Origin of the sequence: Streptomyces sp. NPDC059582 (assembly GCF_042735715.1) — a bacterium.
In the GTDB taxonomy this organism is placed as follows: domain Bacteria; phylum Actinomycetota; class Actinomycetes; order Streptomycetales; family Streptomycetaceae; genus Streptomyces.
In genome coordinates this window covers 19,920-40,146 of sequence record NZ_JBHWCC010000058.1, presented here as the reverse complement: position 1 = coordinate 40,146, position 20,227 = coordinate 19,920, and the positions used below count along the sequence as shown (strand labels likewise).

At 69.8% G+C, this 20,227-nt stretch carries 24 protein-coding genes and 1 pseudogene; 8 read left to right on the top strand and 17 right to left on the bottom strand.

Annotated elements, in window-relative coordinates; all coding sequences use genetic code 11:
* The first annotated feature begins 195 nt into the window (after nucleotides 1-195).
* Nucleotides 196-1,530 (top strand): PP2C family protein-serine/threonine phosphatase, encoded by a 1,335-nt coding sequence (locus ACFV0T_RS34975; protein ID WP_385788379.1) that lies wholly within the window; start codon nucleotides 196-198, stop codon nucleotides 1,528-1,530.
* A gap of 329 nt (nucleotides 1,531-1,859) precedes the next feature.
* On the opposite strand, the gene ACFV0T_RS34970 is transcribed toward ACFV0T_RS34975, so the two are convergent.
* From ACFV0T_RS34970 to ACFV0T_RS34955, 4 genes are all read right to left on the bottom strand, one after another.
* Nucleotides 1,860-2,210, bottom strand: coding sequence for a DUF2516 family protein (locus ACFV0T_RS34970; protein WP_385788376.1), 351 nt, complete (start codon nucleotides 2,208-2,210; stop codon nucleotides 1,860-1,862).
* 115 nt (nucleotides 2,211-2,325) lie between these two features.
* On the bottom strand, nucleotides 2,326-2,913 hold the full coding sequence (locus tag ACFV0T_RS34965; protein WP_385788373.1) for a hypothetical protein: 588 nt from the start codon (nucleotides 2,911-2,913) through the stop codon (nucleotides 2,326-2,328).
* A 78-nt stretch (nucleotides 2,914-2,991) separates the two neighbouring features.
* Nucleotides 2,992-3,558, bottom strand: coding sequence for a helix-turn-helix domain-containing protein (locus ACFV0T_RS34960; protein ID WP_385788370.1), 567 nt, complete (start codon nucleotides 3,556-3,558; stop codon nucleotides 2,992-2,994).
* A 150-nt stretch (nucleotides 3,559-3,708) separates the two neighbouring features.
* Entirely contained in the window at nucleotides 3,709-4,206 is a 498-nt protein-coding gene (locus ACFV0T_RS34955) for a hypothetical protein (RefSeq protein ID WP_385788425.1), read from the bottom strand.
* A gap of 273 nt (nucleotides 4,207-4,479) precedes the next feature.
* On the opposite strand from ACFV0T_RS34955, the gene ACFV0T_RS34950 reads away from it, so the two are divergent.
* Entirely contained in the window at nucleotides 4,480-5,322 is an 843-nt protein-coding gene (locus ACFV0T_RS34950; RefSeq protein ID WP_385788367.1) for a nitroreductase/quinone reductase family protein, read from the top strand.
* Between the two features lie 174 nt (nucleotides 5,323-5,496).
* Here ACFV0T_RS34950 and ACFV0T_RS34945 read toward each other — a convergent pair.
* The 3 genes and pseudogenes from ACFV0T_RS34945 to ACFV0T_RS34935 form a co-directional block, all read right to left on the bottom strand.
* Nucleotides 5,497-6,042 (bottom strand): annotated as a pseudogene (locus ACFV0T_RS34945) (AAA family ATPase); the annotation flags it as partial.
* The gene (locus tag ACFV0T_RS34940) at nucleotides 6,043-6,687 is read right to left on the bottom strand and encodes a TetR family transcriptional regulator (RefSeq protein ID WP_385788364.1); all 645 of its coding nucleotides are present in this window, start codon (nucleotides 6,685-6,687) and stop codon (nucleotides 6,043-6,045) included.
* 55 nt (nucleotides 6,688-6,742) lie between these two features.
* Nucleotides 6,743-7,834 (bottom strand): phosphotransferase, encoded by a 1,092-nt coding sequence (locus ACFV0T_RS34935; RefSeq protein WP_385788361.1) that lies wholly within the window; start codon nucleotides 7,832-7,834, stop codon nucleotides 6,743-6,745.
* A 326-nt stretch (nucleotides 7,835-8,160) separates the two neighbouring features.
* On the opposite strand from ACFV0T_RS34935, the gene ACFV0T_RS34930 reads away from it, so the two are divergent.
* The 3 genes from ACFV0T_RS34930 to ACFV0T_RS34920 all read left to right on the top strand — a co-directional run bounded on the left by ACFV0T_RS34930 (nucleotide 8,161) and on the right by ACFV0T_RS34920 (nucleotide 9,730).
* Nucleotides 8,161-8,478 carry a hypothetical protein gene (locus ACFV0T_RS34930; protein WP_385788358.1) on the top strand — a complete coding sequence of 106 codons (318 nt, stop codon included), beginning with the start codon at nucleotides 8,161-8,163 and terminating at the stop codon, nucleotides 8,476-8,478.
* Nucleotides 8,465-8,665: a hypothetical protein gene (locus ACFV0T_RS34925; RefSeq protein WP_385788423.1), complete on the top strand. Its 201-nt coding sequence runs from the start codon at nucleotides 8,465-8,467 to the stop codon at nucleotides 8,663-8,665. Before ACFV0T_RS34930 ends, ACFV0T_RS34925 begins: the two co-directional genes overlap by 14 nt.
* Before the next feature lie 81 nt (nucleotides 8,666-8,746).
* Entirely contained in the window at nucleotides 8,747-9,730 is a 984-nt protein-coding gene (locus tag ACFV0T_RS34920) for a hypothetical protein (protein ID WP_385788355.1), read from the top strand.
* 107 nt (nucleotides 9,731-9,837) lie between these two features.
* On the opposite strand, the gene ACFV0T_RS34915 is transcribed toward ACFV0T_RS34920, so the two are convergent.
* The 3 genes from ACFV0T_RS34915 to ACFV0T_RS34905 form a co-directional block, all read right to left on the bottom strand.
* Nucleotides 9,838-10,524 (bottom strand): HAD family hydrolase, encoded by a 687-nt coding sequence (locus ACFV0T_RS34915; protein WP_385788352.1) that lies wholly within the window; start codon nucleotides 10,522-10,524, stop codon nucleotides 9,838-9,840.
* A gap of 71 nt (nucleotides 10,525-10,595) precedes the next feature.
* Nucleotides 10,596-11,450 carry a GntR family transcriptional regulator gene (locus tag ACFV0T_RS34910; RefSeq protein ID WP_385788421.1) on the bottom strand — a complete coding sequence of 285 codons (855 nt, stop codon included), beginning with the start codon at nucleotides 11,448-11,450 and terminating at the stop codon, nucleotides 10,596-10,598.
* Nucleotides 11,451-11,513: 63 nt separating this feature from the next.
* On the bottom strand, nucleotides 11,514-12,395 hold the full coding sequence (locus ACFV0T_RS34905; protein ID WP_385788349.1) for a winged helix-turn-helix domain-containing protein: 882 nt from the start codon (nucleotides 12,393-12,395) through the stop codon (nucleotides 11,514-11,516).
* A 184-nt stretch (nucleotides 12,396-12,579) separates the two neighbouring features.
* Here ACFV0T_RS34905 and ACFV0T_RS34900 point away from each other — a divergent pair, with 184 nt between their 5' ends.
* Entirely contained in the window at nucleotides 12,580-12,771 is a 192-nt protein-coding gene (locus tag ACFV0T_RS34900; protein ID WP_385788346.1) for a hypothetical protein, read from the top strand.
* Between the two features lie 59 nt (nucleotides 12,772-12,830).
* Here ACFV0T_RS34900 and ACFV0T_RS34895 read toward each other — a convergent pair whose 3' ends face one another.
* Nucleotides 12,831-13,745 (bottom strand): FadR/GntR family transcriptional regulator, encoded by a 915-nt coding sequence (locus tag ACFV0T_RS34895; protein ID WP_385788343.1) that lies wholly within the window; start codon nucleotides 13,743-13,745, stop codon nucleotides 12,831-12,833.
* Nucleotides 13,746-13,900: 155 nt separating this feature from the next.
* Between ACFV0T_RS34895 and ACFV0T_RS34890 the strand changes: the two genes are divergently transcribed.
* Nucleotides 13,901-14,086: a hypothetical protein gene (locus ACFV0T_RS34890; protein WP_385788340.1), complete on the top strand. Its 186-nt coding sequence runs from the start codon at nucleotides 13,901-13,903 to the stop codon at nucleotides 14,084-14,086.
* Between the two features lie 163 nt (nucleotides 14,087-14,249).
* Here the strand turns inward: ACFV0T_RS34890 and ACFV0T_RS34885 are convergent, their stop codons facing one another.
* The 3 genes from ACFV0T_RS34885 to ACFV0T_RS34875 form a co-directional block, all read right to left on the bottom strand.
* Complete coding sequence (locus ACFV0T_RS34885; protein WP_385788337.1) at nucleotides 14,250-15,503, bottom strand: GNAT family N-acetyltransferase; 1,254 nt, start codon at nucleotides 15,501-15,503, stop codon at nucleotides 14,250-14,252.
* 199 nt (nucleotides 15,504-15,702) lie between these two features.
* Nucleotides 15,703-16,692 (bottom strand): asparaginase, encoded by a 990-nt coding sequence (locus ACFV0T_RS34880; RefSeq protein ID WP_385788334.1) that lies wholly within the window; start codon nucleotides 16,690-16,692, stop codon nucleotides 15,703-15,705.
* A gap of 76 nt (nucleotides 16,693-16,768) precedes the next feature.
* A complete protein-coding gene (locus ACFV0T_RS34875) occupies nucleotides 16,769-17,368 on the bottom strand; it encodes an aerial mycelium formation protein (protein ID WP_385788331.1) in 600 nt (199 codons plus the stop codon).
* A 157-nt stretch (nucleotides 17,369-17,525) separates the two neighbouring features.
* On the opposite strand from ACFV0T_RS34875, the gene dtd reads away from it, so the two are divergent.
* Entirely contained in the window at nucleotides 17,526-17,951 is a 426-nt protein-coding gene (gene dtd / locus ACFV0T_RS34870) for a D-aminoacyl-tRNA deacylase (protein ID WP_385788328.1), read from the top strand.
* 164 nt (nucleotides 17,952-18,115) lie between these two features.
* Here dtd and ACFV0T_RS34865 read toward each other — a convergent pair whose 3' ends face one another.
* Genes ACFV0T_RS34865 through ACFV0T_RS34855 form a run of 3 tightly spaced genes read right to left on the bottom strand, consistent with a single transcriptional unit; the run spans nucleotide 18,116 to nucleotide 20,130 of the window.
* Nucleotides 18,116-19,081: a YgfZ/GcvT domain-containing protein gene (locus ACFV0T_RS34865; protein WP_385788325.1), complete on the bottom strand. Its 966-nt coding sequence runs from the start codon at nucleotides 19,079-19,081 to the stop codon at nucleotides 18,116-18,118.
* A 25-nt stretch (nucleotides 19,082-19,106) separates the two neighbouring features.
* On the bottom strand, nucleotides 19,107-19,538 hold the full coding sequence (locus ACFV0T_RS34860; RefSeq protein WP_385788322.1) for a Fur family transcriptional regulator: 432 nt from the start codon (nucleotides 19,536-19,538) through the stop codon (nucleotides 19,107-19,109).
* A gap of 16 nt (nucleotides 19,539-19,554) precedes the next feature.
* Nucleotides 19,555-20,130: an FABP family protein gene (locus tag ACFV0T_RS34855; protein WP_385788319.1), complete on the bottom strand. Its 576-nt coding sequence runs from the start codon at nucleotides 20,128-20,130 to the stop codon at nucleotides 19,555-19,557.
* Between the last annotated feature and the right edge of the window lie 97 nt (nucleotides 20,131-20,227).

Genomic DNA, 20,227 nt, shown 5'->3' with positions numbered 1-20,227 from the left:
TGACGTTCGTCATCCCCGCTGCACACGGCCCCTGCCCAACTGCGGTACACAATGCGGCATATGACAGCGGTCTGAAGCGAAGCGGCCTGCCTCACACCATTCCGTTGCGGCGCCGACAACCGCTATGGTCCCCGTCGGTGGATGGAGGTCCCTCTGTCCGCCATGCCCTCGGGGGGAGGGAAGGAACCCAAGACGATGCCCGTACCCGTGCCGCGGCAGAGAGCGATCCCGGCCGTGGAGTGTGGTCAGGCGCAGGCCGTGCCCCAGAGCGGCCCCTCGAAGGAAGAGACCCCGCGCAAGGAAGCCAAGGTCGACAACACCGCCACCACCACCCACCCGAACGCCGCCGCCAACGCCCATCTCACGCTCCTGCTGATCGAGGACGATCCGGCGGGATCGCCGATCGTGCCCGACCTCCTCGACTCGGCCGGCAACCCGATCCGCGTCCGCACCGCCCGCAACCTCACCGAGGCCGAGCGGCTGCTCACCGACGACGTCCAGTGCATCCTGCTGGACCTGGCGCTGTCGGCGCCCGCCCGCCCGTCCGGCGACGATGACGACGAGCTCGCCGTGCTCAAGCACGTGCTGCGGCTCGCGCCCCGGCACGCCGTCCTCGCGCTCACCGCGTCCGGCGACGCCGAGCGCGGCGCTCAGGCGGTACGGGTCGGTGCCCAGGACTATCTCTTCCGGGACGAGCTGGACGGTCGGCTGCTGAGCCGCGCGATCCGGTACGCGGTGGAGCGGAAACGTTCCGACAGCGCCGAGCGGCGGCTCGCCGAGGGCAAGCTGCGCGCCCAGGAGAACGCCCGCCTGGAGCGCGGCCTGCTGCCGACCCCCCTGCTGGAGGGCTCGGCACTCCGCTTCGCCGCCCGCTACCGCCCCGGCCGCTCGCGCGCGCTGCTCGGCGGTGACTTCTACGACATCGTCCGCACGCCCGACGGCACCGTGCACGCCATGATCGGCGATGTCTGCGGGCACGGGCCGGACGAGGCGGCGCTCGGCGTCGAGCTGCGCATCGCCTGGCGCGCGCTGACCCTGGCGGGCCTGTGCGGCGACCAGCTGCTCGGCACGTTGCAGCAGGTGCTGGAGCACGAGCGCGACGACGACGAGATCTTCGCGACGCTGTGCACGGTGGACATCGCCCCGGACGGCCGCCGCGCGGGCCTGTGCCTGGCCGGTCACCCGTCCCCGCTGATCGCCCGTCCGGGCCGGCCCGCGGAGCTGCTGCCGTACGACAACAACGGCCCCGCGCTCGGTCTGCTGCCCGGCGCCCGCTGGCCGCGTATGCAGGTGGAGCTGGGCGCCGAGTGGAGCCTGATGCTCTACACCGACGGTCTGATCGAGGGCCGGATCGGGACGGGCCGGGAGCGGCTCGGCCAGGACGGCATGGTCGAGATGGTCCGCCGCCAGCTGACGTCCGGCCTGCACGGCGAACAGTTGCTGCGGGCCGCGGTCAACGAGGTCCGTGAGCTGAACGGCGGCGAGCTGACGGACGACGTCGCGGTGGTACTGCTGGACCGGGTTCCCTGAGGAATCCGGCGGCGAGACCCCCGGCAGCGTCACCTGAGAACCCGCCGACGGGTCTTGAGAGACCCGCGGCGGGTCCTGAGAGACCTGCGGCGGGTTCCGAGAGCCCCACGGTCGGCCCTGAGAGACCGGCGACGGCTTCCGGAGAGACTGGCGGCTGATCCTCAAAAGACCCACGGTCGTCACCGGGAGACCACCGACGGCTTCCCGGGAGACCGGCGGCTGATCCTCAAAAGACCCACGGTCGTCACCGGGAGACCACCGACGGCTTCCGGAGAGACCGGCGGCTGATCCTCGGCGACCCACCGTGGGTCCTGGGAGAGTGGGGGCGGTCAGCGCCCGCCGTTGTACGGACCGTAGGGGCCGTCGCTGCTGCTTCCGCCGCGACGGCGGCCCCAGCCGCTGCCGCCGCCGGAGGCCTGCTTCACCGCGGGCCGCACATCCACGATGTAGACGATGCTGGCGACCGCACCGGCGATCGGGAGCATCGAGAAGATCGAGAACAGGTAGCTCACCACGAGCGCGATGGCGAGGATGATCAGCCAGAAGACCTTGTTCTGCTTGTCGGCCGCGCGGAAGGCGTCCTCGCGCCGGAACGCGGCGTCGAACAGCCCGAACGCCGCCAGGACCATGAGAAGAATCTTCAAGAGCCCCAGGAATCCCGCGAAGCCCAGCGCCAGCATGCCGCCCACCGTCCGTTCTCTCCGACTCCCATGACCATGGCTCCTTCGGCCACCGTACCCGTAGAACGGGCCGGGCACCCCAGAGGTGCCCGGCCCGTACGCATACCGTCCCTGATTACTTGGTGGGCGGCGTCGTCTTCTTGACGGTGGCCTTGCGCGGGGCCGGAGCCTTCTTCGCCACGGGCTTCTTGTCCGTGGCCGCCTCGGCCGCGGCGGGCGTCGGCTCCTGCTTGACCACGGCCGGCTCGGAGTTCGGCTCGACGGCGATCGCCAGGTCCTCGATCTCGTCGGCGGCCTCGCCGCGCCAGGTCCGCACGGCCTGCTCGCCGTGCTCGGCGACCTTCTCGTAGGTCTCGCGGGCCTTCACGGCGTACTCGGCGGCGACGCCGACCCCGCGCAGCGCGAGGTCCTGGGCGCTCTCGCCGAGCTTCTTCAGGTCACCGTCGAGGGTGTTGATGAACTCGCCGACCTTCGCCTGAAGGCTCTCCTGCGCCTCCTTGGCGCGGGCGGCGGCCTTCTCCTGCACGGCCTTCGGGTCGGTGCCGCGGACGGCCTCGAACCGGGCCGGAGCCTCGGCGCGCAGCTGCTCCACCAGACCGGGCACCCGCCTGGCCTGCTGCAGGGCGAGGTCGGCGGTGCCGGCGGCGAAGTAGAACGGGGTCGGGTCGCTGAGGGTCTTGCGCAGGTCGTCGGTGATGGCCATGGTGATGGTCCTCCCGGAATTCACGTTCGGCTGAGGGTTTTGTGGGTCCGCATTCGGGCGGCCGGTCCCCTGGTCCGGTCAACTGGCCGTCTGCTGCGGATCGGTGCCGGAACCGCCGGCGCGGCGGGTACGGCGTGCGGGGGTCTTGCGGGCACGGCGTACGGCACTGTCGCCTTCGCCGTCGCCCAGGTCGTCTCTGTCGTCAGCACTGTCGTCAGCGACCTTCGCACCGTCGGACTCGTCGTCGGCGTCCACCGTGCCGGGCGTGTCGGCCGGTTCCCCCTCGGGGGCGGCCACGAATCCGTTCTCCTTGCGGAACGACTCGTAGACCTGGAGCAGCGCTTGCTTCTGCCCCTCGGTCAACGTGGGATCGGCGAGGATGACCGCACGTGTCTCCACCTCGTCCCGGTCCCGCTCGGCGTCGAGGATCCCGGCCCGGACGTACAGCGTCTCGGCGGAGATCCGCAGGGCCTTGGCGACCTGCTGCAGCACCTCCGCGCTCGGCTTGCGCAGCCCGCGCTCGATCTGACTCAGATACGGATTGGACACTCCGGCGGCGTCGGCGAGCTGCCGCAGCGACAGCTGCGCGGTGCGCCGCTGCTCGCGCAGGTACTCGCCGAGATTGCCGACGTTGAGTGATGCCATGACTCCACTGTGCCCCACCTCCGCTAACTATTGCAAGCATCCGCTTGCAATAGTGCGCTGTGTCACCCGTTCGGCCGCGCCGACTGGGCCGTTCGAGATGCGGGCGCGTCTCGGGGAGAGCTTTGGGGCGGCTGGGTCTGGGCCCGGACCTCAGCACGGGTACCCGCCGATCCACCCCTCCAATACCGCGAAATCCGCGTCCGTCAGGCCGTACCGGTGGTCCACGCGATGGAGCAGGGCCCGTCCGGGGTGGTGGGCGCTCACCCAGTCGAGGTCGACGGCGGTGATCTCGTCGTCGACCCAGACGAAGGGCCGGCCCGCCGCGCGGGCGACGAGCGGCCGGGTCTTCCAGTACAGGGCGCCCGGCGGGCACTCCTCGTCCGGCCAGTCCACCACCGGCAGCGGAGGCAGCCCCAGCCAGGGCGCGACAACCACGTTGGCCTCGTCGAGCCAGGTCGTCGCCCACACCAGCTCGCAGCCCAGGGCCGCCAGCCGGGGGCCGAGCCCCGGGTCGATCCGGGTCAGCAGGGGATTCGCGGCGGCGTCGGCGGAGGGCGGGTCACCCGCCTCGCCTGCCTCGTACACCGGGTACGGACCGTCCGCCCCGAAGGGGAGCAGCGTCCCGTCGATGTCGAGGAAGAGGAGCAGGGACCCCGAAGACGGCCGGGACGGCGAGGGAGGCGAGGACGGCGAGGACGGCGAGGACGGCGGAGGAGGCATCGAAAACCACATTGCCCTTTCTCCCGCCGCGCCGCTAGCGTCCCACCCATGACTGCCGGGTCGGCCACGGGCCACGAGCGAAACGGGTCCCCGGCCTCTGTATGAGGTCCGGGCGGGCCAGGGGCCCGCCACTTTCTCCGCGCACACGGATATCGGCGCAGTACGCGCATCACGTGACTCCCGCGACAGAGAAAGAAGAGAATGCCCAACGACTTCAACCAGCACGTCATCGACGAGTTCCGCGCCCACCACGGCCGCGTCGGCGGCTACTTCGAGGATGCCCGCCTGCTCCTGCTGACCACCACCGGCGCCCGCACCGGCACCCCGCACACGACTCCCCTCGGCTACCTCCCCGACGGCGGCGACCGCGTCCTGGTCATCGGCTCGGCCGGCGGCTCCCCCAGGGATCCGCAGTGGTTCCGCAACCTGCTCGCCCGGCCCCGCGCCACCGTCGAGAGCGGCGCGTTCACCTACGAGGCACGGGCCGTCGTGCTGACCGGCGAGGAACGCGACCGTGCCTTCGCCCGCGCCGTAGAGGCGGACCCCGGCTGGGCGGCGTACCAGGAGAAGGCCGGCCGGACCATCCCCGTCGTCGCCCTGTACGACAGCAGCGCCGGCGGTCCGCCGCGCGTCAACGCCGGTTCGCCGGGCGAGGCGCTCAAGGTGGTCCACGACGCATTCCGCCGCGAACTCGGCCTGATCCGGGCGGAGATGCGCAGGGGAGAGGGCGGCACTCTCGGCGCCCAGCTGCGCGTCACCTGTCTGACCTTCTGCCAGGGCCTGCACCACCACCACGCCGGCGAGGACCTGGCCTTGTTCCCGTTCCTGGCGGACCGGCACCCGGAGTCCGCCCCGGTGCTGGCCCGGCTGCGCGAGGAGCACGAGCGGATCGCCGTACTGGTCGCCGAGCTGCGCCGTGCGGTGTCCGCGCGCGACGCGGACCCGGCCGTGGCACGCGCCGAGGTGGAGCGGCTGACGGCCGAGCTCGAAGCCCATCTGGCCTACGAGGAGGAACAGTTGATGCCGCTCTTCCAGGGCGGCTGACCCGGGCCGGGTACGGGCGGCTGACCCGGGCCGGGTACGGGCGGCCGACCGGGCCGGGTACAGACGGCCGACCCGGCCGGGTACAGACGGCCGACCCGGCCCTGGTACGGCCGACGCCAGTGCCGTGGCAGGCAACGTATGCCCGTGACGGGGCGAACGTCGCCCGCTGCGGCACTAGAACGGCAGCGGCCGCCCGTGCACCACGTCCAGCCGCGACACCGCCCGCGTCAGGACGACGTACAGCCGGTGCAGCCCCCGTTCCTCCGCCGCCGCGATCGCCGCCGGTTCGACGGCGACGACATGGTCGTACTCCAGGCCTTTGACGGCGCTCGCGGGTACCACCGTCACCCGCGCGGCCGGTTCTTCCGCGCCGGCCGTCTCGATGCCGGCCGCGTCGAGCGCGTCCCGCAGACCGGACACGTCCGCGTCGGCGGCGATGACGCCGACGGAGCCCTCACGGGTGAGCGCGTCCCGTACGCAGTCCACCGTCGTGCCGGGGACGTCGTCCGTCCCGCGCAGCCGCAGCTCGCCGTCCGCGCGCAGCGAGCGGGCGGCCGGGACGTCGACGTCCAGCCGCTCCAGCAGCCGGTCGGCGAGCGCGACGACCACCGCCGGGACGCGGAACCCGCTGGTCAGCGGCACCACGGCCGCGTCCGGCTTGCCGAGGTGGCGCAGCAGCTCGGGCCAGCTCCTCGCCGCCCACGGGGTCGTCCCCTGTGCTTACCGCATCTCGGGTGTGTGGCGCTCCGGCGGCCCGGCGCGGTACGGCAGCCCAGCCTCCAGCACCCCGAACGCCCGCTCCGCCGCGGACACGGCGTCCGTCCGCACCTCCGCCACCGGCTCCCCGGCGGCGATCCGCCGCCAGTTCTCCAGCGCGAGGATCCGCTGCACCGCGATGATCTGTCCGGCGGCGAGCCGCGTCTCCAGGCCGCCGCCGAGCGCCCCGGCCAGCGCCGCCTCCGAGCGCTCCTGGTACCCGTACAGCCGGGCGACCAGCGCGGGAGTCCCGTACAGCAGCGAGTGGAAGGCGAGGACCTCAGGCCGGTCGTTGAGCCCGGTGACCGGATCGCACCGCTCCAGCCCGTCGAGGAAGTGCCGGCGCAGCGCGGCCACCGGTGCCGTCGCACCCGTCACCACCCGGGCCGGCTCGTCCTCGTGGTCGGCGAACCGGTGCAGGACCAGGTCCTCCTTGGTCGGGAAGTACCGGAAGAGGGTCGGCTTCGAGATCTCGGCCGCGGCGGCGACCTCGGCGACCGACACCGCGTCGAACCCCTTCTCCAGGAAGAGGCCGATGGCGATGTCCGACACGGCCTGGTACATCCGCTGCCTCTTGCGCTCGCGCAGACCCACGTTGCCGCTGCTCATGGCTGCGAAGCGTAGCTTCGGCGCGGACTCGGCGGGGACAGCCCCGGAGGCCTGGTCAGCGCGCGCCCACGCCGTCGCCATCCATGTGTGACCGTCGCCGGCGCGTGAGGGCCGACGCGATCCCCTCCGAGGTCGGCACCGCCTCCAGCCCGAGCGGTCCGGCGGCCGCGGCCAGGACGTCGCGCAGTTTGAGGCCGGCGTGGTGGAGGCGACGTCGGTAGGACTCCGCACCGGCATCCTGTGACAGGGCGACACGAATGACGTCCGTGAAGACGGACTGCGCCTTCTTGTAGTCGAGCAGCAGTGGAAGGTCGTGCTCCAGACCGTTGGAGGCACCGGGTCGCAAAGCCTCCACGACGGAACTCCACCGCTGCACCACCATCCGCTCCTGCCACCTCGGGTACCGCATCAGATAGAGGTGGGTGGCCAGGTCATAGAGGGGATCTCCCACCATCGCCAACTCCCAGTCGATCGTCCAGAGCCGGTTCCCCGAATCGACGATGAAGTTCTCGCGATGCAAGTCTGCGTGCAAGAGGCCGAACGGACGTTCTTTGAGGCCCGATACATGTTTCCTGAGCTTCTTGAAAGAATCGGCGTCAATGCCGAGATCAGCGAAAAGCACTTCGAATTCTTGGAGGTTTTTCAAGTAGACATGCTCTTCGGTGAAAGAGACGAGCCTTTCCAGAAACCCGTTGCTGTCACCTCCCTCCGGGCGATCCTCATCCTTGCACCGCCGCTTGACAAGGAGAGTCTCAGGAGTCACACAGATCAGCTGCCCGAAGACATCGGTGATCTGCTGGAGCAGCGTGACGGGAACAGGGGAGCCGGACATGTACAAGGAACCCAGCGTCCGCCCTTCGATGAATCTCTGCAAGCGGATTCCATCGATCTCGACGATATCCGGGATGCCGGAAATCCGGCCGCTGAGAGAGCTCAACAGCTGCTCTTCCGAGGAAAAACACCGCCGATCGAACCACAAGAGACCGGCGCGCGGCTCCCGGCACTTCCATCGACTTCCTGCGTCGCCAGGCAGCGAAAACACATAGGTTTCATGGTGATATCCCCGAAGCGGCCCCTCGACCGCACTCTCGTCACCACTCACCTCAACTGCATGCAGCCGAGCCGCAGAAGCCGATTCGAGTGACATTATCCGTTCTTTCTTCTCGGACCTTCCCAGGTGCAGAAAGTGTGAGCACGCTACTCCACCGATGGCCCGCCTCGCGCCAGGATGCATCCCCCGCATCGCACTTGGCCCCACCGGACGGCTATGGGCCGCACACTTGTCCGACGACTTGTTCTGTGCGATACCCCCACCCCCCAAACCTCTGTCCCCTGTCCCCTGCACCCTGAATTGCGACCATGACCTGCGGTGCTGTTAGAACGGCCCGCCGTGGCCCACACTGACCCCGGCGAGCGGGCGAGACCGAGAAGTCCCATGGCGACGCGCTCGACCGACGCGAAACCCTGCGGAAGTTGCTCCGCCAGACGGATGCCGCCCTGCTCGACTTCGACCGACCGGTCACCGACCTGTTCGGTGACGCGCCCACGGCACTCATCGCCCATGAAGTCGAGGAGATGGCACGCGCCGAGTGGGGGCCGCTGGACGACGATGCGGAGGCGTGTGAGGACTCGCACGGCATCCTCCGGCATCTCAGGGACATGTACGACCGGCCGAGTACCCTTCCTCGCGACCGCCGGGCACTGGAGCAGGCGGAAGCCATAGGGACGCGGCACGAGTACGACGCCGCCAGGTCGGCCCTGCCCGCCCTCTTCCTGTCTGCTCATCGGTGACGAGCTCACCGACCTGAAGTCCGCTCGCACGGCGGGCACCCGCTTCCTCGGGTACACCCGCTCGGAGGGACGCGCAGCGGAGACGCGGACACGGGGCAGCTCCTGGGTCGCACCTCGCACGAACCCCTCATCGACGCAGCAAGGATGCTGTGGAGCGGCAACTCACCTTCTGGCGTCGCCGAGTTGACCGAGGCATCATGGTGCGCCACGGGGAGCGGCGGGCATGGCGAACGCCTCGCGCCCACGGCTCACGCACAGGGGGTGGTGTGTGTCTTCTCGCAATCCAGGTGCCGGCGGCCCGTCCAGGCTTGACCTCATCCGGCATTCACTGAGCGAGTGGAAGCCCCGCATCGTCAAGTGGTCGCTCGCGCTGGTAGGCGCCCTGGGCATCGCCGCAGAAATCATCGATCCACTCGGCGAGACACTCAAGAGCCAGGGTTTCCTGGGCGGCTCCTTCGCAGCACTGATCGCCCTCATCCTCTTCGACGCCATCAGCGAGTCCGAACCCCGGGAGGTGTCGGGCGTCTACGTGCTCGCTCACAGGAACGACCTGCACGGCCCTTTCCGGGAGGCGTTCGAGGCACGCCATGTCCGCGTCGACTTCTCCGGGTTCACCATGGAGACATTGCTCGACCTGCTCAAAGGGCCGCTGGAGCGGATGGCCGATGAGGAAGTGCGCACGCAGGAGCTGACGTTACGCATCATCGTCGCCCACCTGAATCTCCCGATGAGCCTTCCGGGACGGCTCGACGCAGCACCCGAAGGCAGCGGCCGGCCCGCCGGAACATTCCAATTCGCTGACTCCGCAGAAAATCGCCAGCGAATGCGGGATGATTACACGAAGCCGAACTGGCAGAACCTGAAAGCCCTTCTGAACAAGGTCCATGAGCGGAACCAGCACATCGCCATCTCATGCGAGATACGGGAGTCACCGCAGGTTCCCGAGCGCAAGTGCTACATTCTCAATCAGGAAAAATTCTTCCACCAACCCTACGGGATCATGGAGGCGGACGTCACATGGAATGACAACACGTATCACATTCTCGACACTGCCGGCATAGGCCTCCGGCACGGAACGGCCCGCGTCATCGGCTGGGACAGGCGATCGAATTCCAGATCGACACGGGAGATCGCGGAACACCATATGGAATGGCACCGGAACCTCTGGAACAAACTGACTCACATCAAGCCTGAACATCCCGTCATCAGAGACCCTCACTGGATTCCACCGGAACAGCAGAGTACCGACTGACGGCGACTCGACTCCCCCTCTCCAGCGGCCGGCTTCACCTTGCGCTGGCTGTTCGAAAGTCGCTCCCCTGGCGGACCGGCCGACGATGCCGATCAGTCCAGGATCGATTACTTCAGGCCGCCCATGGTCCGCACCACCCGGAGCACCGGTTCCAGCGAGTCCACGATCTCCGTGGCGCCCGCTTCTCTCAGGCACTTCCTCTTGCGTTGATTACGCGCGTAGCCCAGGAACGGAACACCTGCTGCCTGAGCGGCGAGGAAGTCCGTGTCCGCGTCACCGATCATCAGCGCCTCCTGGGCGGCCGCACCCATGGCGCGCAGGGCGCGATTGAGGCAGTGCGGATCGGGCTTGAGGAGGTGAAGCTTCCGGGTACGCCCGTAGACGTGCGGGGCGAAGCGGGAGAGCAGTCCGCGATTTTCCAGGTAACTCTTGGCCACCACGGGGGAGTTGTTCGTGGTGATGGCGAGGCGCGCACCCACTGCGGACCAGGTGTGTATCAGGGGGTCGGCGTAGGCGGTGGGCATGGCGGATTTCGCGGCCCGTAGCTCCTCCTGGGTGAGCTGCTCCTCCAGTTCCACTACGAGATCACTGCGGGGATGCCGACGGTCCACCGCGCGCAGAACCGCCTGCGGATCCAGGGACTCCCGCTCCCCGTCCGTCAACAGGCCGCGCAAGCCCTGCCCCTCCAACCAGTCCACCAGGCCGTACGCCACCTGTTCCGCCGGATACGACGCGAACAGCCCACAGATCGGTCCGTCGAAGTCCCAAAGGACGACCCGCGCACGTGCGGTCATCTCCTGAAGCTTCCCGATCTCATTCTCTGCCTCTTCTGTCACCGAATCAGTGTGCGTCGTATCGGAAGTCACTAGGAGAGTGTCAGGTCCGAGGAGATGGTTTCCCAGAGGGCGTCGAACCACTTCTGGGACTGTTCCACGAACCCGGCGTCCCGTTCACCCGCGCCCCGCTCGAAGGAGAAGAGGACGGACTCGGCACCCAGCACGTCGTACATGTCCATCGTCGTCCCGCTCTCGGTCATCTCCTCCCGCCGCTTGACCATGTAGTAGGCCATCAGCGCCTCCGAACCGTTGAGCAGGTACAGCTTCACCGGCGGGGTGAACGGCAGCGCGCGGAAGGTCACGCGGACCTCGATGCCGTGGGAGGAGCGCAGGGAGCGGAGGTTGTGGCGCAGCACCTGCCCCTGGGCGTTGCGCATCTGGAGCCACCGCTGATGGACCGGGTCGTCGTCGCCGCGGCCGTCCACCGGGATCGGGAAGGCCAGAGCGATGTCCCGGGAGGGCAGAAGGATCCGGACATCGATCGACTCGGGCCGGCTGTGCCCCGCGTGGATCGTGCGCAGCGGCTCGCTCAGAGCGAGCCTCAAGGTCTCCGCCGTGAGGGAGACCGCGTCGATCCGGACGTGCTGAGCGGCGAAGGCCTCCGCCAGCCTGGGAGCCAGCCCCACCATCGTGGGTTGCGGCTCGTTGCGGCTCGACCTCGGTTCCGCGATACGCGGCGGACTCCCCCTGGACACGTTGCTGAGCAGACCGGCGTCCTGGAGGGCCCGCAGGGCCTGGCGGACGGTGCCGCGCTCGACGCCGAACTCCTCGGCGAGCACGGCCTGCGTGGGCAGACGCTTCCCCGCTTCGAGGTCGCCGGTCCGGATGCGTTCCCGCAGGACGTCGGCGATCTCCTGGGCCGAGGCTCTCCCGCTGCCGTTCACCACCGCGTTCTCCTGGTCGACGTTCGTGCTGTGAGCGGCACCGGTAACCGCCTGCGACACCGGTCAGCCGAGGGTCAGGTCCGTAGTGATGGTTTCCCAGAGGGCGTCGAACCATTTCTGGGACTGTTCCACGAACCCGGCGTCCCGTTCACCCGCGCCCCGCTCGAAGGAGAAGAGGACGGACTCGGCACCCAGCACGTCGTACATGTCCATCGTCGTCCCGCTCTCGGTCATCTCCTCCCGCCGCTTGACCATGTAGTAGGCCATCAGCGCCTCCGAACCGTTGAGCAGGTACAGCTTCACCGGCGGGGTGAACGGCAGCGCGCGGAAGGTGACGCGGACCTCGATGCCGTGGGAGGAGCGCAGGGAGCGGAGGTTGTGGCGCAGCACCTGCCCCTGGGCGTTGCGCATCTGGAGCCACCGCTGATGGACCGGGTCGTCGTCGCCGCGGCCGTCCACCGGGATCGGGAAGGCCAGAGCGATGTCCCGGGAGGGCAGAAGGATCCGGACATCGATCGACTCGGGCCGGCTGTGCCCCGCGTGGATCGTGCGCAGCGGCTCGCTCAGGGCCATCATCAGGCTCTCCGCCGTGAGGCAGGCCGCGTCGATCCGGACGTGCGGTGCCTCGAACGCCACCGCCAGACGGGGTGCGAGACCGACCATCGTCGGCTGCGGCTCCAGGGGACCCGGTGCCGCCCGCGCGACACGCGGCGGGCTGCCCTTGCTCACGTTGCTGAGCAGACCGGCGTCCTGAAGGGCCCGCAGGGCCTGGCGGACGGTGCCGCGCTCGACGCCGAACTCCTCGGCGAGCTCCGCCTGGGTGGGCAGGCGGTCGCCCGCCTTGAGGTCTCCGACCCGGATGCGTTCCCGCAGGACGTCGGCGATGTCCTGGGGCGAGAGCCTGCTGCTGCCGTTCACTGCCACGTTCTCCTGTGCCACGACCAAACGCTACAACTTAGATCCATCTGCCGGGAGTTGTTTGGAAGTTGTTTATGAATGGCTGCCAAGTGGGGACAAACATAGTGGAGTTGGTAGCCAACTTAGCCTAGTTGGCGGAAGGTTTGCCTCCCCTCGACCAGCCTCCGTCCCCCACACCCGTTCCGTCCGGCCGCCCGAAGGGGGAAACACCATGCCCGCCGCCCTCGCCCTCCTCGTCACCGTCTTCGCCGTCGGCTTCGAGCAGACCATCCAGTGGAAGTACGGCGCCGGCGGCGCCGTCGGTCTGCTGCTGCTCACCGTCGGCATCAAGGCGAAGAGTCCCGCGGTCAGCTCCATCGGGGCCGTCATGCTCGTCGCCCTGCTGACCAGGCCCGCCGCCTGACAGCCGATCGCCCAGGTCGCTGCCCAGGTCGCTGCCCAGGTCACCACTTGTGGGAGACATCAGCTCGTGAGCACCAGCTCGGAGCTGATCGTCTCCCACAGCGCGTTGAACCACAGGTACGACTGCTCCACGAACGTCGTGTCGCGCAGGCCGGGCCCCTGCTCGAAGGCGAACAGCATCGACTGGGTGCCCTCGGCGTCGTACAGCTCCAGGGGCTCGTGGTCGATCTCCTCCTCGCGGCGCACCAGCGTGTAGTACGCGAAGAGCGCTTCCGCCCCGTTGAGCAGGTAGAGCTTGACCGGCGGCGTGAAGGGCAGCGCGCGAAAGGTCACGCGGACGTCGATGCCGTGTGTGGAACGCAGGGCCAGCAGATTGTGCCGGAGCACCTGCCCCTGGGCGTTGCGATGGTCCAGCCAGCGGCGGTGCAGCCGGTCGGGGGCGGAGCGGTCGACTGGCGCGGGGAACGCCAGGTCGATGTCCCGGCTGGGCAGCAGGATCCGCACGTCGACCTTGGCCGGTTTTATTCGCCCCGCGTGGATCTGGCGCAACGGCTCGCCCATGGCGAGCGTGAGGGAGACCGAGGTCAGACAGAGGGCGTCGATCTCGACGCGCTCGGCCGCGAAGGCACCCGCGACGCGCGGGCCGAGAGCCACCATGGTGGGCTGGGGCGGGGCTTCCGGGCCGGTCAGGGCGGTGCCGAGGCCCAGGTCGGGGGCGACCGTCGCCGGGCTCCCCTTGGACACGTTGGTGAGCAGCTGCTCCGCCCGGAGGATCCGCAGCGCCTCCCGTACGGCCCCGCGCTCGACGCCGAACTCGTCGGCCAGTTTCGCCTGCGTGGGCATGCGCTGGCCCGGCCGCAGCACCCCGGACCTGATCCGGGTGCGCAGCTCGTCGGCCACCTCGCGGTGTGTCCTCTGTGGCCGTTGTGGCCTTTTCCGTCCACTGACGGAGGCGGGTTCCGGCTCCACGACCAAACACTACAACTTCCCGCCATCTTTGGGCAGTTCACGGAAAGGTGGTTATGAGCCGCTTCCAAGCGGAGATAAGTACAGTGAAGTTGGTCGCCAACTTGAGCAACATGGTCAATCCTGCCGGGTGTTGGCCACCAGGGGGATAAGGAGGGTCCGTCATGCCGCTCATCGCCATCGCCGTCGCCGCCCTCGCCATCGGCTTCGAACAACTCGTCCAGTGGAAGTACGGGCCGATGGGCCTCATCGCGTTCGCCGCGCTCACCATCGGCATCAAAGCCAAGAACACCACGATCAGCGGCATCGGAGCGGTCATCCTCGTGATGCTGCTCGCCCAGTCCGGCTGACCGGGCTCCCTTCCGGAGGGGAGCCGGGAGCCTGGTCGGTCTGCACCACCGCACAACAACCACAACTGAACAGCCACAGCTACGGATGCGTGGTACCGCAACACCGCAACACCGCAACACCGCAATACCGCAACACCGCACTGCCGTCGGCCGGAGGGAGCACTCAGAACATGTCCGGGCACCAAGGTCGCCTGGACGTACGCAGCAGGGCGTCGGCCACCCGGGCGGCGCCCGCTCGTTCTTCCCGCACCCGGCCCGCCGCCGCCAGCCGCACCGCCGACTCGTCGCCGAGCCACAGGGCCGCCAGATCGCCCACGTCCAGGGTGAGGTCGGCGTCCGCCGACGTCGCCGCGCAGACCCCCGTCCCGGTCGCCGCGGCCTCCAGCCGGTAGCGGCCGCCGGCGAGTCCGGCCCCGTCGACGACCTCCAGCACCAGCGAGCCCGGCCCGCCGTACGTACGTGCTTCGAGCGCTCGTACGACATCCAGGAGCCGCACCCACAGCCAGTCGGCCTGCGTGGTGATCCTGGCCGCCCTGGCGTCGGGGAAGCAGAGCGGAAGCAGGTCGTCCGGGGCCCGCCGGCCCGTCTTCACCCGGACGATCCAGTCGATCGAGCACAGGTACCGCCACAGGGCCCGCTCGGCCGCCGGGGTAGACGCGATCAGCCAGTCCACGCTCGCCGTGTTGCGGGGCTGCTTGGAGTCGTCCCACTTGTCGTCGCACTCGTACGACACCAGGCCCTCGACCTCGCCGTCCGCCGAGCGGTACACGGCGTAGAAGGGCTCGGTCCACGCGCCGAAGCGGACGGCTCCCGTGTTCACCCGCCACCACAGCTCGTCGCGGCTGATGACGCCCGGCTGGGCCCGGCGCACCCGCTCGTGCAGCTCCGGGCCGAGCTTGCGCACGTCCTCGCCGTCCACCAGGTCGATACGGCCGCCGTCGTCCGGGACCGGTCGGCGGGGGTCGAGGCCGGTACGGGTGACGTCGACGGTCCACTCGGCCATGGAGGTGGCCGGGCCGAAGCCGTAGCGGCCGTAGATCGGGTACTCGGCCGCGATCAGTGTGGCGACGACGTCCCCGCGCTCCTTCGCCGCGGCGAGGTCCTGGCTCATCATGCGGGTGAGGAGGCCGCGGCGGCGGTGGGTGGCGGTGACGGTGACGTTGGAGATCGCGTCGGCGGGGACCGGGGTGCCGCCGACCGCCGTGAGCTCCTGGGCGAAGGAGCGGAAGGTCGCGACGCACCGGGTTCCGTCGAAGGCGCCGAGCAGTCTTCCCGGTACGAACTGGTTGCGACGGGCCGCCAACTGCTCCTCCGAGAGGACCGGCTCACGCAGGAAGCCGGTGTTCAGCGCACGCTGCCACTCGGGGAACTCGGGCTCGGTGATCGGGCGGACGTCGATGTCAGGGCGGCGGGTCATGGGGTCACGGTAGGTGTGCGGCGTGGAGGGTGTCGCGCAAATTTCGCCCCACCGCGGGTGATGTCTCCATGGACCCCAGCCGCGGCCTTTCCCGGACCCCAGCCGCCGCCTTTCCCGGACCACCGCCGCCACCTTTCCCGGACCCCCGCCCCCGTCCGCCCAGGATCGCCCCGGCTCCCCCGGGCCACCGCCCCCGCGCTCAGAACGCCGCCCGGATCTCTCCCACCTCGCGTCCCCCGCCCAGCAGGGGAGCCGCGCCGAGCTCGGTCGGCCGCGGGGGCCGCACGCCCAGCAACGTGAGTGCCCGGCCCAGTACCGGGCCCAGTGCCCGGGTCGAGCCGTCCTCCACCTTGAAGGCGAGGGCGCGGCCGTCGGACAGGGCGACGGCCTGCACCGCCTCCGCACCCGTCTTCGAGAGAGCGCCGGGGATGTCACGCATCAGCCGGGTGTCATGGCGGCGGGTGCCGCCGACGTACTCGGGGTGGGCGCGCATCGCGTCGGCGACCCGGCGCTCCGGGGAGCCCGCAGCGGCCAGGACGAAGGCACGGTAGGCGCGGGCGAGGGCGGTCAGACTGATCGCCGCGAGCGGCGCCCCGCAGCCGTCCGTGCCGACCGCCGCGACCGCCTCGCCCGCAGTCTCCTCCACCGTCCTGTGGATGAGCCGCTGAAGGGGATGCGCGGGATCCAGGTACGAGTCGAGCGGCCAGCCGCGCAGGACGCACGCCGCCAGCATCGCCGTGTGCTTGCCGGAGCAGTTCATCGCCACCCGGTCGCGTACCGCGCCCGAAGCCAGGAACGCCTCCCGCTCCTGCGGGTCCAGGGGCAGGTCCGGCGGACACTGGAGCAGGGCCCGGTCCAGACCGCTCTCGGCCAGCATCTTCTCGACCAGGTCCCGGTGGAACCGCTCGCCGGAATGGCTCGCCGCGGCCAGGGCCAGCCGTTCGCCGGACAGGTCCAGGCCCGCCCGCAGCATGCCGGCCGCCTGCATCGGCTTGTTGGACGACCGCGGGAAGACCGGGGACGTGACGTCCCCGAGCGCCCGTTCCACCGACCCGTCCGCGGCCAGCAGCACCAGGCTCCCCCGGTGCCGCCCCTCGACGAAACCGGAACGCACCACCTCCGCGAGAACCGGCGGCGCCGACGGTGAGATCGGCGAAGACGGCGACCTGCGAGGTATGGCTGCGGACATCGACTGTGGCCTGCCTTCCAGAAAGCGTCCCGTCCGACGCGCCGGACACGTCGGACGGGCGCGTCGGCCAGGCGCGTCAGACGAGCAAGTCGTCCACCTGTGCTTCCCCCTCACGGTACCGGCGGGCGATCTCCGCGCTGCACTCGTCCGTCGTCTGCTGCAACCGCTGGCGCCGGCGCGACACCTGCTGCTCGTACCGCACCAGCCGCCCCATCGCCTCGCTCAGCTCCGGGTCGGTACGGGCGTCCAGGTCCGACAACTCGACCTCGGCGAGCATCTCCGCGGCGAGCAGCCGGTACTCCTCGTTGTGCGGGGTGCCCAGCGTCACGTGCCGGGCGGAGGAGCGGTGCCGGGCCGGGGCGTCGGTCAGGATCTCCGGGAGCCGGTCGAAGACGGACGCCTCGCCCGGGTCGTCCACGACGGACGCCGGACCGCGCCGGGCCAGCTCCGCGCGCAGGATGTCGATCCGGCCCTGCAACAGCCGCCGTACATAGCTGAGGTCTGCCTCGTCGCGCTGGGCGTCCCGGCGCAGGGTCCGCAGCTCGGCCAGGCTCAGTACGGCCACCTCGTGCTCGGGCGGCTCCGCGGTCAGCCACGGGCTGTCGGTGCGCTGCACGGGCGGTCTGGAGGCAGCCGCAGGCGGCTGCCCGGTACGCCCGGTACTCGGTGTGCTCATGTGCCTCTACCGTCCCCTCGACCGGCGTGTGGGCGCCATCGTGCCACCCCAACCGACTGCTTTGTGAACGAGTGCCCCCGATCGGCCCCAGATGGGGGGATACGGATCAAAAAGAGAACTGGTACGGACCATCGTCGGGGCCCGGCATGATGGGCGTATGCGTGCAGTGGTGCAGAGGGTGGACGGCGCGAGCGTCGTCGTGGACGGCGAGACGGTCGGGGAGATCATCGGCGAGGGACTGTGCGTCCTGGTCGGGGTGACCCACGAGGACACCGCGGAGAAGGCGGCCCAGCTCGCCCGCAAGCTGTGGTCGATCCGGATGCTGCAGGACGAGAAGTCGTGCAGCGACATCGACGCCCCGCTCCTGGTGATCAGCCAGTTCACCCTGTACGGCGACGCCCGCAAGGGCCGCCGCCCCACCTGGAACGCGGCCGCTCCCGGCGAGGTGGCCGAGCCGCTGGTCGACGAGGTCGTCGCCCGGCTGCGCGCCCTGGGCGCGACGGTGCAGACGGGCCGGTTCGGCGCGCAGATGCGGGTGTCGCTGACGAACGACGGCCCGTTCACCGTCCTGGTGGAGATCTAGTGCCGCAGCAGGCACGGCACTAGCGCCGAGGGCCCTGCCCTACCATCACGGCACCACAGCTCGCGAGCGCAAGGACTCTCCGGCCCCGAGGCTCCACGCGCTACGGCGCTACGGCGCTACGGCGCTACGGCGCTACGGCGCTACGGCGCTACGGCGCTACGGCGCTACGGCTCCACAACGACTTCCTGCGCCGCCGCCGTCTCCCCCGCCACCAGCCGCGCGTCCAGCGGCACGTTCCGCTTCACCAGCGCGAGCGCGATCGGGCCGAGCTCGTGGTGGCGTACGGACGTCGTGACGAATCCGATCCGGCGGCCGTCGGGACCCTCGTCCGCGACCCGGATCTCCGTGCCGTGGGCCGGCAGGTGGACCTCGCTGCCGTCGAGGTGCAGGAAGACCAGGCGGCGCGGGGGCTTGCCCAGGTTCTGGACGCGGGCGACGGTCTCCTGGCCGCGGTAGCAGCCCTTCTGGAGGTGTACCGCGGAACCGATCCAGCCCAGCTCGTGCGGGATGGTGCGGTGGTCGGTCTCGAAGCCCAGGCGCGGCTGGTGGTGCTCGACGCGCAGCGCCTCGTGGGCGAGGAGTCCGGCCGGCGGGCCGGCCTTCGCCGCGAACGCCTCCAGGTCCGCCCGCGGCAGGAGCAGGTCACGGCCGTACGCCGTCTCGCGCACGACGGCACCGGCGGGCACCTCGGCGATCGAACCGGCCGGCAGGTACACGACCGCGAGCTCGTCCGTCCGGTCGGTGACGTCCACCCGGTAGAAGAACTTCATCGACTCCAGGTACGCGATCAGCGCCTCCTGGGTGCCGGGCTCCACGTGCGCCCAGGTGGTCGTCCCGTCGTCCACCAGATACAGGGCGTGCTCGATGTGGCCGTGCGCGGAGAGGACCAGCGCCTCGGTGGCCTCACCGACGGGCAGCTCGCTGACGTGCTGGGTGAGCAGCAGATGCAGCCAGCTCAGCCGGTCCTCGCCGGTGACGGCGACGACCCCGCGGTGGGACAGGTCGACGAATCCGGTGCCGTCGGCGAGGGCGCGCTGCTCGCGGAACAGGTCGCCGTAGTGGGCGGCGACGTCTTCGTCCACGCCCTCGGCGGGGACGGCGCCGGGCAGGGACAGCAGAGGGCTCTTCATGACCGTAAGCCTACGACTTGGTAATTCAACTCTTGAGAGTGCAGTCCTCGCACCGGCCGAAGATCGCGAAGTGCTTCATGTCCGTGTCGAAGCCGAAGGCCTCCCGCAGTTTGGCGGTGAAGTCGGCGGCCACCTGGACGTCCGCCTCGATGACGTTCGAGCAGTCACGGCAGACGAGGTGGATGTGATGGTGCCGGTCGGCGAGGTGGTACGTCGGCGCGCCGTGTCCGAGATGGGCGTGGCTGACCAGCCCGAGCTCCTCCAGCAGCTCCAGGGTCCGGTAGACCGTGGAAATGTTGACCCCCGACGCCGTCTTCCTCACTTCCACGAGGATGTCGTCGGGGGTCGCGTGTTCGAGGGTGTCCACGGCTTCGAGCACAAGTTGCCGTTGCGGCGTCAGCCGGTAGCCGCGCTGCCGCAGATCACTCTTCCAGTCCGTACTTCCGGTGCTCACCACACCAGAAAGTCTAGGACTACTTGAAGAAAGCGATCCCGTCGTCCGGCATGTCGTCGGGCAGCGCCTTCGCCCAGCGCTCGACGTCCTCCGGGGTGACGACCTTCTTCAGGTGCGCGGACAGGTAGGGGCGCAGCTCGACCTCGGGGGTCTGCTTCTCGCCGACCCACATGAGGTCGCTCTTGACGTAGCCGTACAGGCGCTTGCCGCCGGTGTAGGGGCGGGAGGCGGCCGTACGGGCCACCGCGTCCGTGACCAGGTCGATCTGCGGCTTCTTGTCGGCGAGTTCGCCGTACCAGATCTCGATGACGCCGTCGTCGCGGGTCATCGTGACCTCGACCTTGCGGTCGGCGTCGATCCGCCAGAAGCCTGCTTCGGACTCCAGGGGCCGGACCTTGTTCCCGTCGTTGTCAAGGACCCAGGTGTGGGACCGGTACTCCAGGAAGTCCCGGCCGTCGTGCGTGAAGGCGACCTCCTGGCCGAAGTTGCACTTCTCGGAACCCGGGAAGTCGTGCACGCCCGCGCCGGCCCAGTTGCCGAGCAGGAAGGCGAGCGGGACGAGGTCCTTGTGAAGGTCGGACGGGATCTCGATCATGAGCGGCAGTCCCTACAGGTCGGTCAGCGCTGGCCCTGGTACAGCTTCTTCACGGTCAGTCCGGCGAAGGCGAGCACGCCGACGCAGACCAGGACCA